We start from the raw sequence: 6,691 nt of genomic DNA on the forward strand, positions 1-6,691 counted from the left end.
TCACGACAACCCCCACCTCCACCCAACCAGAGCCCCCTCAGCCTAGACGACCCCTCCGACACCATCACCAGAACAACAATTCACAAATCACCGCGCGCCGCACTCCTCAGGAAGCCGACATCCACAAATACCGACACCCGCTCGCCGACACCTACAAGTCCAATCCAGCGAAAAACAGAGACGATGGCGACCGACCCCCGTCGGCGCCACCAAATGCCCCACTCGCACAGGCACCAAAAACGGCGCTCGACCTCCAACGCCACGCCGACCATTGCCTTGCCGACGCAAGGACCTCAAACCGAAAATCCGCCACCCATATCCGCGACTCTCACCCCTCCAAACCGGAGTACCTCGACCTGACAAGGGAAACTCCACTATTTCCCGATCCCCTTCACCTCCTGGACGAGCCAACCGTTGCCGTCGGGGTCCTTGAACGACACGAAGGAGGCGTAGTCACGTCGCTGCGGGTCCGCTCCCGGCCGCATTCCGCCCTCGTCGAAGTGGAAGGGTTCACTGACTTCCACCCCTTGCTCGATGAGCGCCGCACGGGCGGCATCGAGGTCCGTGACGACGAGGTGCATTCCCTGAGCGGAGCCAGGCTCCGCCTTGGCGACCCCTGCGCCGATCGAGATCGAGCACGCCGACCCCGGCGGCGTCAACTGGACGATGCGGAAGTCCTCCCCCGCGCGATAGTCGGTGTCCACGTTGAAACCTAGCTTCTCGGCATAGAAAGCCCTGGCGACATCGACATCCGAAACAGGCACGACCACCACTTGAAGCTTCCAATCCATGGTTTCACCTTCCTTGACCCAGTTACCCCTCGGAACGGTCACCTTCTCGTACAAATAACACCAAGCAACCAGTTTCCACGCTTAACAGACCTACGCACCAATCCCAGAACGAACTCGCCTTCCGGACCCCACGCCGATCTGTTCAACCCAGGCTGTCAGCACACCGCACTCACCTCACCAACGACCCGTCCCAGGAACCGGCAACCCAACAATGCCGCGCACACGACATCGCAAACCAACACCGCAGCCACTCGCGACCCCCAGCCCTGCCACCCCGCCATGGCAGGCCGCCTGACCACTACCGATCTGCCACCACCTGTCAGCGCCCCCTTGAATCAACGACGATCCGCCAGGCAGGCCCGAGACCAGCCATCGCACCGAGCCCCAACGGCGCTCAGCTCCGTCAGCCACCCCCTCAACCACGAACAGGACACCCCACCAACCGCAAGCAGGAGACCCATCGACCACAGCCAAGGCGAACCCTGACCACAGCAACAGCGAGGGGCCGGCCGCAAACAGGCCCGTCTACCGACCACAAGCAAAACGGGCCACCGTCCAGAAACAACATCGAGACCCGGCTGCAAGCAGGACAGATTCCCGCCACGAGCAAGACAACCCACCAACTTAGGTGGTTCGGCGTCTGCGGAGGCGGGTCAGGTGGGTGGCGATGCGGTCGAGCGTTCTGTCGGACGGGTGCCATCCTCGGTGTAGGAGGGCGGTCAGCAGGGCTTCGAGGTAGGGCGCGGGGTGGGGCAGGAAATCCCTGGTGACCGGGATGATCTCCCAGCCCGCCTCTCGTGCGAGCCAGCGGCGCCGGCCCTCGTCTCTGGCTCGGGCTCGGGCGCCGAGGTGGTGGGGCTCGCCGTCGTACTCGATCCCTAGCCGGAACCGCTCGTAACCGAGGTCGATGTAGAAAGGGTCGCCTCTGGGCCCCGGTACGGGGATCTGGGTACGGGGTCGCGGGAAACCGGCTTCGATGATGGCGAAGCGCACTCGGCTCTCGCCAGGTGAGGCCGCGCCTGCGTCCCCCAAGCGCAGCACTTCGCGTAAGCGTGAGGAGTTGCGGTATGCGGGGAGTTCACCAGCCATGCGCCGGAGGTTCGCGCGTGCGACGCCTGCTCGGAGGAACTGGTCGAGCCCGGCCACCGCTTCTGCGCGCGGGAGCCAGCGGGCGCAGTCGAGGGCCGTCCTGGTCAGGGAGGTCACGTGTATGCCCGACTCCTCAACGACATGGGACGGTGGGACGTGCGCGACGTCGAGGAGGTCGATCTCGAGCCGCGTCAGGCCGGAGCTGGGCGGTAGGAGGTCGAAACCCCAGATCCAGGCGGCGGTCCGTCGTGCTACGACCGCGGGAGGGGCGAGGCGCCCGATCAGAGCGGCGCGAGCGGCGGTGGTGGACACCTCATCGGGGTCGGAAGGGGCGATCGTGAGACCGGCGAGTCGCCAGCCGATGCTCGTCGTCATGCCATCGATGCTCCGCGCCCGTCCAGGTTGATCAGAAGAGCCCGCCGGGATTGTGGATGACTCTCATGTCCGGGTCGGGCGGCCGTGCGTCATAGAAGTCCCGTCGTCGATCAAGAGCCGGTACCCTGCTTGCCTCAAAGCGGCGATTTCTGGCAAGGCGGGATAGAACGGGGACAGGCATGGCCAGGGACAGCGCGCGTTCCAGGATGGTCGCCACCGGCGACGAGCACCGCGTCACCCCTGCGGAGCTCTTCTTCGATCTGGTCTTCGTCTACGCCCTCATCCAGATCACCTCGCTGCTCGCAGAAGACCCGACGCCACTGCGGCTGCTCGGCGGCGCCGTCGTGATCGGTCTGCTGTGGTGGTGCTGGTGCTGTTTCGCCTGGCTGGGCAACGTCGTACGCGCGGATACCGGCGCGCTGCTCGGCGTGCTGCTGGTCGTGATGAGCGCGGTCCTGATCGTCTCCCTCACCGTCTCCGAGGTGTACGCGGACGCGGAGGGCGGTGTGGACGCGCCATTGGTGTTCGTCCTGTGTTACGGCCTCCTCAGGACGCTGCACCTGACCGCGTACTGGATCGCGCATCCCAACGACTTGCAGCTCCGTGCCGTCCTGCGCCGGACGGCGCTGACATCGGTGGCGCCGCCGTTCCTGCTGCTGCTGATCGGGAGTGCTTTCAGTGGCGCCACGCAGATTCTGATCTGGCTCGGCGCGCTGGTCCTCGACTATGTGGCGATCTATCTCGTCGGAGGGTCCGGCTGGCGGGTGACCTCGCCCGGGCACTTCGCCGAACGCCACGGCCTGATCCTGATCATCGCGTTGGGCGAGTCCATCATGGCGATCGGCGTCGGCGTGCGGGGCTTCCCCATCACCGTTGAGGTGCTGGCCGGGGCGGTGGCCGCGCTGCTCATCGCCGCCGGGCTGTGGCGCTTGTACTTCAGGCGGCTGAGCGCCGATGCCGAGGAACGTTTGACAGCCCTGGACGGCGACGAACGTACCTTGCTGGCCAGCCACGTGTACACGTTCCTGCACCTGCCCTTGGTCGCCGGTGTCGTTCTCACCGCGCTCGGCGTGGAGACGGCGCTTCACCAGGTGGCCGACACCGAACACTACGACCTGTCGGAGCCCCTGCATGGTGTGGAGGGGTGGTCACTGGCCGGGGGCGTGGGGCTGTTCCTATTGGCTGCGGCGGCCATCCGGATGCGGATCGGAGGGCGACCGCCGATCGTCCTCATTGTGAGTGGCGTGCTGGCCTTGTTTGCTGGGCTGGTCGTAGTTCTGATCCCTGCGTTGCTGGCGCTGGTGTTGCTCGCGGCGGCGACAGCGGGTGTGACCGCCTTGCACGGACGCACAACGCGGCCGACTGAGCCGAAACCACAGGAATCGGCGCAATAGGCAGCACGCCCGCAACTGCGCTGCCTCGCGCGAGGCGATAAGCGTCGTCGTGGCTCAGCGTTGCGCGACGGCCCACTCCCCTATCCGCTTGATGAGGTCGGGTGTGGCCGCGACCTCGGCATGCCCGAAGCCGGGCTCGATCCATAGTTCGCGCGGGTCGCGCGCCGCGCCGTACAACTGATGGGCGTGTTCCAGCGGAAGGAACGGATCCGCATCGCCATGGACGATGAGCAGGGGCACTGGAGCGATGCGGGGCGCCACAACGTACGGTGCCTCGGGCTCTGGATTCCATCCCCTTGAGGCGACGCGCGTACCTCTGGCGAGGCGCACGGCAAGGCGGCCCATGCGGCGCTCTATCACCCAGTGGACGCGCCGCATCGGCACTGTCTCGCGGTAGTACCAGCGTGCCGGCGCACTGACGGAGACCACGGCGTCGATGCCTCCGTGCAGGGCGGCGTGACGTACGGCCACGGCACCGCCCAGGGAGAAGCCGGTGACCACCACGCGCTCATAGCCACGGCGCCGGGCTGCGGCCACGGCGGCGTCGACGTCCAGGATCTCTCGGTCACCCACCGTAGAGTGGCCGCCTGAGCGGCCGTGACCGCGGAGATCCAGCCCGATCACACCCCCGTGCGAGTTGAGCGCGCTGGTGATCCGCCGCAGGATCGGCTGGCGCCAGGAGCAGGTGAAACCATGCGCCACCACGATGCACAACCCGGTGTCACCAGGACTGTGGCCTGCGTCGATACGTACGCCGTCCTGGGTGAACAGCGTCAGCGGCTCGGGATCCCTCACGCCCATATCATCGCGGAATTTCGTGAATGTCCGAATGGCGGGTCGCCGCCGCGAACGGTGATGGTCGACACGACCTGAGTCGTACCCCGGCCATCGGCGACATTCCCGCGACGCCACGACCGACGCCACCGGGCGGGCATGGTCACTCTCCGTGATGGGCAGAAAAAATCTTGTCGAGGGCCGTCGGAGAATCCGTGCGCCGTGCGATGGAGGGGTATGGGACGGCCGAGACAGCAGGTGGAGCCGGACCCGGGCCCGGCGCTGCTCGCGCTGTACGACGAGGCGCTGCCCGAGGTCTATGGCTACCTCCTGTCGCGGTGCGGGAAACGGGCCCTGGCCGAGGACCTCACCGCGGAGACGTTCCTCGCCGCGGTCGAGGCCGTCCGCAAGGAATCGCCGCCGGAGATGTCCGTCGCCTGGCTGGTGGGGGTGGCACGGCACAAGCTGGCCGACCACTGGCGGCACGCGGCACGGGAGGAGCGCGGGCTGCGCGCCGTCGACGGCGGGCAGGACGGCGCCGACGACCCGTGGGACGAGCGCCTGGACGCGCTGCTGGCCCGGCAGGTCCTCGGCGCGCTGGGGCCGCACCACCGGGCCGCGCTGACGCTGCGCTACCTGGACGGGCTGACGGTTCCGCAGGTCGCCGCCCACCTGGGCCGCACCCTGCACGCCACCGAGGCGCTGCTGGTACGGGCGCGGGCGGCGTTCCGCCGGGCCTATGACGAGCACTGCACTGGAGAGGAGGGCCGCGATGACTGACCCACTAGAGGCCCTCCGCATGCCGATCACCCCCGTCGATCCCGATCCGGAATTCGCGGCGAGGCTGCGCGAACGGATTCGGCAGGAGCTGCTGCGACCTTCAGGAGGCACGACCATGACCGCGAGCACCGAAACGACCCCGGACACCGCGCCCGGCACCGTTTCTCCGCTGGAAGCCCATGTCCGTTCACTCACGCCCTACCTCTGCGTCGAAGACGGCAGGCGCGCCATCGACTGGTACATGCGGGTGCTGGGCGCCCGGCAGCACGCGGAACCCGTGGTGATGGAGGACGGCCGCGTCGGCCACGCCGAACTGGCCATCGGCGACTCCGTGCTGATGCTGGCCGACGAATGGCCGGAACTGGGCCTGCTCGGCCCCAAGGCCCGTGGCGGCCCCAGCCAGTCGATCTACCTCCGCGTCCCGGACGTCGACGCGGTCGTCGCCCGCGCCGTCCGGGAGGGTGCCGAGCTGGCCCGTCCCGTCGCGGACTACCCGCACGGCCGCAACGGTGTGATCAACGACCCGTTCGGCCACCGCTGGATGGTGACCTCCCCGCCCGGGGTCCCGTCCCGTCCCCGGCACGGTGACGTCACCTACGCCTCACTCCAGCTCCCGGACGCCGATCGGGCCGCCGCCTTCTACGGCTCCGTGCTGGACTGGCGCATCGTGCCCGGCGGCATGGCGGAGAGCCGCCGGATCGAGGGACTGCCCACCCAGCACCTCGGCATCTGGGGCGGCCAGGAGCACCCCACCATGTTCCTCTGCTTCGCGGTCGACGACGTTCACCAGGCGGTTCGCCGCGTCCGTGAATCCGGCGGTGAGGCCGAAGAGCCCAACGAGGAACCGTACGGCACCATCTCGATGTGCACCGATGACCAGGGCCTCACCTTCGCCGTCTGCGAGGACACCACCGGCGCGGGCACCGCGAGCCCGTCCCGTCCGGCCACCCCGGCCGCGGGTGAGGTCACGTACCTGACCATAGAGGTCCCCGACTCCGCCCGCGCCCGAGCCTTCTTCGGCGCCGTCCTCGGCTGGGAGTTCGTCCCGGGCCGCGTCCCGGACGGCTGGTCGGTCCGGTCGCACGGCGGCGGCGAGGTGTACCCCATGACCGGCATGCACGGCGGCCACGACAGCTCGACCGTCGTCCCCGTCTACGCCGTCCAGGACATCGACGCCGCCGTAGCCCGCGTCCGCGCCGCCGGCGGCACCGCCTCCGACCCCGAAAGTCACCCCTACGGAACCCTCGCCGAATGCACCGACGACCAAGGCACCCGCTTCTACCTGGGCGATGTGTAACGGCACCAACGAGCCACGGGCCTCCACCGCCAGCCCACCTACAAGCTGACAAGCGCAAGCACCATAGGCGCCAACCAGGCACGACCGGTCCCTTGGTGTCAGAACCTGGGCAGCGTTGCCGGGCCCTTCCCGGCAGCGTTCGCCGCCATGGATCGTCGGCGGTCTCTGCGGTGGCTGGTATGGGGTGGGTG

At 68.1% G+C, this 6,691-nt stretch carries 6 protein-coding genes; 3 read left to right on the plus strand and 3 right to left on the minus strand.

Annotation, left to right across the window (positions count from 1 at the left end; genetic code table 11):
• Nucleotides 1-374 precede the first annotated feature (374 nt).
• A complete protein-coding gene (locus ACGWYJ_RS16395) occupies nt 375-791 on the minus strand; it encodes a VOC family protein (RefSeq protein ID WP_395106838.1) in 417 nt (138 codons plus the stop codon).
• A 624-nt stretch (nt 792-1,415) separates the two neighbouring features.
• A complete protein-coding gene (locus ACGWYJ_RS16400; RefSeq protein WP_395106839.1) occupies nt 1,416-2,255 on the minus strand; it encodes an endonuclease domain-containing protein in 840 nt (279 codons plus the stop codon).
• A gap of 179 nt (nt 2,256-2,434) precedes the next feature.
• On the opposite strand from ACGWYJ_RS16400, the gene ACGWYJ_RS16405 reads away from it, so the two are divergent.
• Entirely contained in the window at nt 2,435-3,649 is a 1,215-nt protein-coding gene (locus ACGWYJ_RS16405; protein WP_395106840.1) for a low temperature requirement protein A, read from the plus strand.
• Nucleotides 3,650-3,703: 54 nt separating this feature from the next.
• Here ACGWYJ_RS16405 and ACGWYJ_RS16410 read toward each other — a convergent pair whose 3' ends face one another.
• Nucleotides 3,704-4,444, minus strand: coding sequence for an alpha/beta hydrolase (locus ACGWYJ_RS16410; protein WP_395106841.1), 741 nt, complete (start codon nt 4,442-4,444; stop codon nt 3,704-3,706).
• Between the two features lie 216 nt (nt 4,445-4,660).
• Between ACGWYJ_RS16410 and ACGWYJ_RS16415 the strand changes: the two genes are divergently transcribed.
• Both ACGWYJ_RS16415 and ACGWYJ_RS16420 read left to right on the plus strand, forming a co-directional pair.
• Nucleotides 4,661-5,203: an RNA polymerase sigma factor gene (locus tag ACGWYJ_RS16415; RefSeq protein ID WP_395106842.1), complete on the plus strand. Its 543-nt coding sequence runs from the start codon at nt 4,661-4,663 to the stop codon at nt 5,201-5,203.
• Entirely contained in the window at nt 5,196-6,500 is a 1,305-nt protein-coding gene (locus tag ACGWYJ_RS16420; RefSeq protein ID WP_395106843.1) for a VOC family protein, read from the plus strand. Before ACGWYJ_RS16415 ends, ACGWYJ_RS16420 begins: the two co-directional genes overlap by 8 nt.
• Nucleotides 6,501-6,691 lie beyond the last annotated feature (191 nt).

This window comes from Actinomadura sp. SCN-SB, from assembly GCF_043906805.1.
Classification (GTDB): Bacteria; Actinomycetota; Actinomycetes; order Streptosporangiales; family Streptosporangiaceae; genus Spirillospora.

Bases quoted from the DNA above. Each gene is read 5' to 3' on its own strand.
- ACGWYJ_RS16395 (WP_395106838.1), bottom strand. From the start codon at position 791: ATGGATTGGAAGCTTCAAGTGGTGGTCGTGCCTGTTTCGGATGTCGAT.
- ACGWYJ_RS16400 (WP_395106839.1), bottom strand. From the start codon at position 2,255: ATGACGACGAGCATCGGCTGGCGACTCGCCGGTCTCACGATCGCCCCT.
- ACGWYJ_RS16405 (WP_395106840.1), top strand. From the start codon at position 2,435: ATGGCCAGGGACAGCGCGCGTTCCAGGATGGTCGCCACCGGCGACGAG.
- ACGWYJ_RS16415 (WP_395106842.1), top strand. From the start codon at position 4,661: ATGGGACGGCCGAGACAGCAGGTGGAGCCGGACCCGGGCCCGGCGCTG.
- ACGWYJ_RS16420 (WP_395106843.1), top strand. From the start codon at position 5,196: ATGACTGACCCACTAGAGGCCCTCCGCATGCCGATCACCCCCGTCGAT.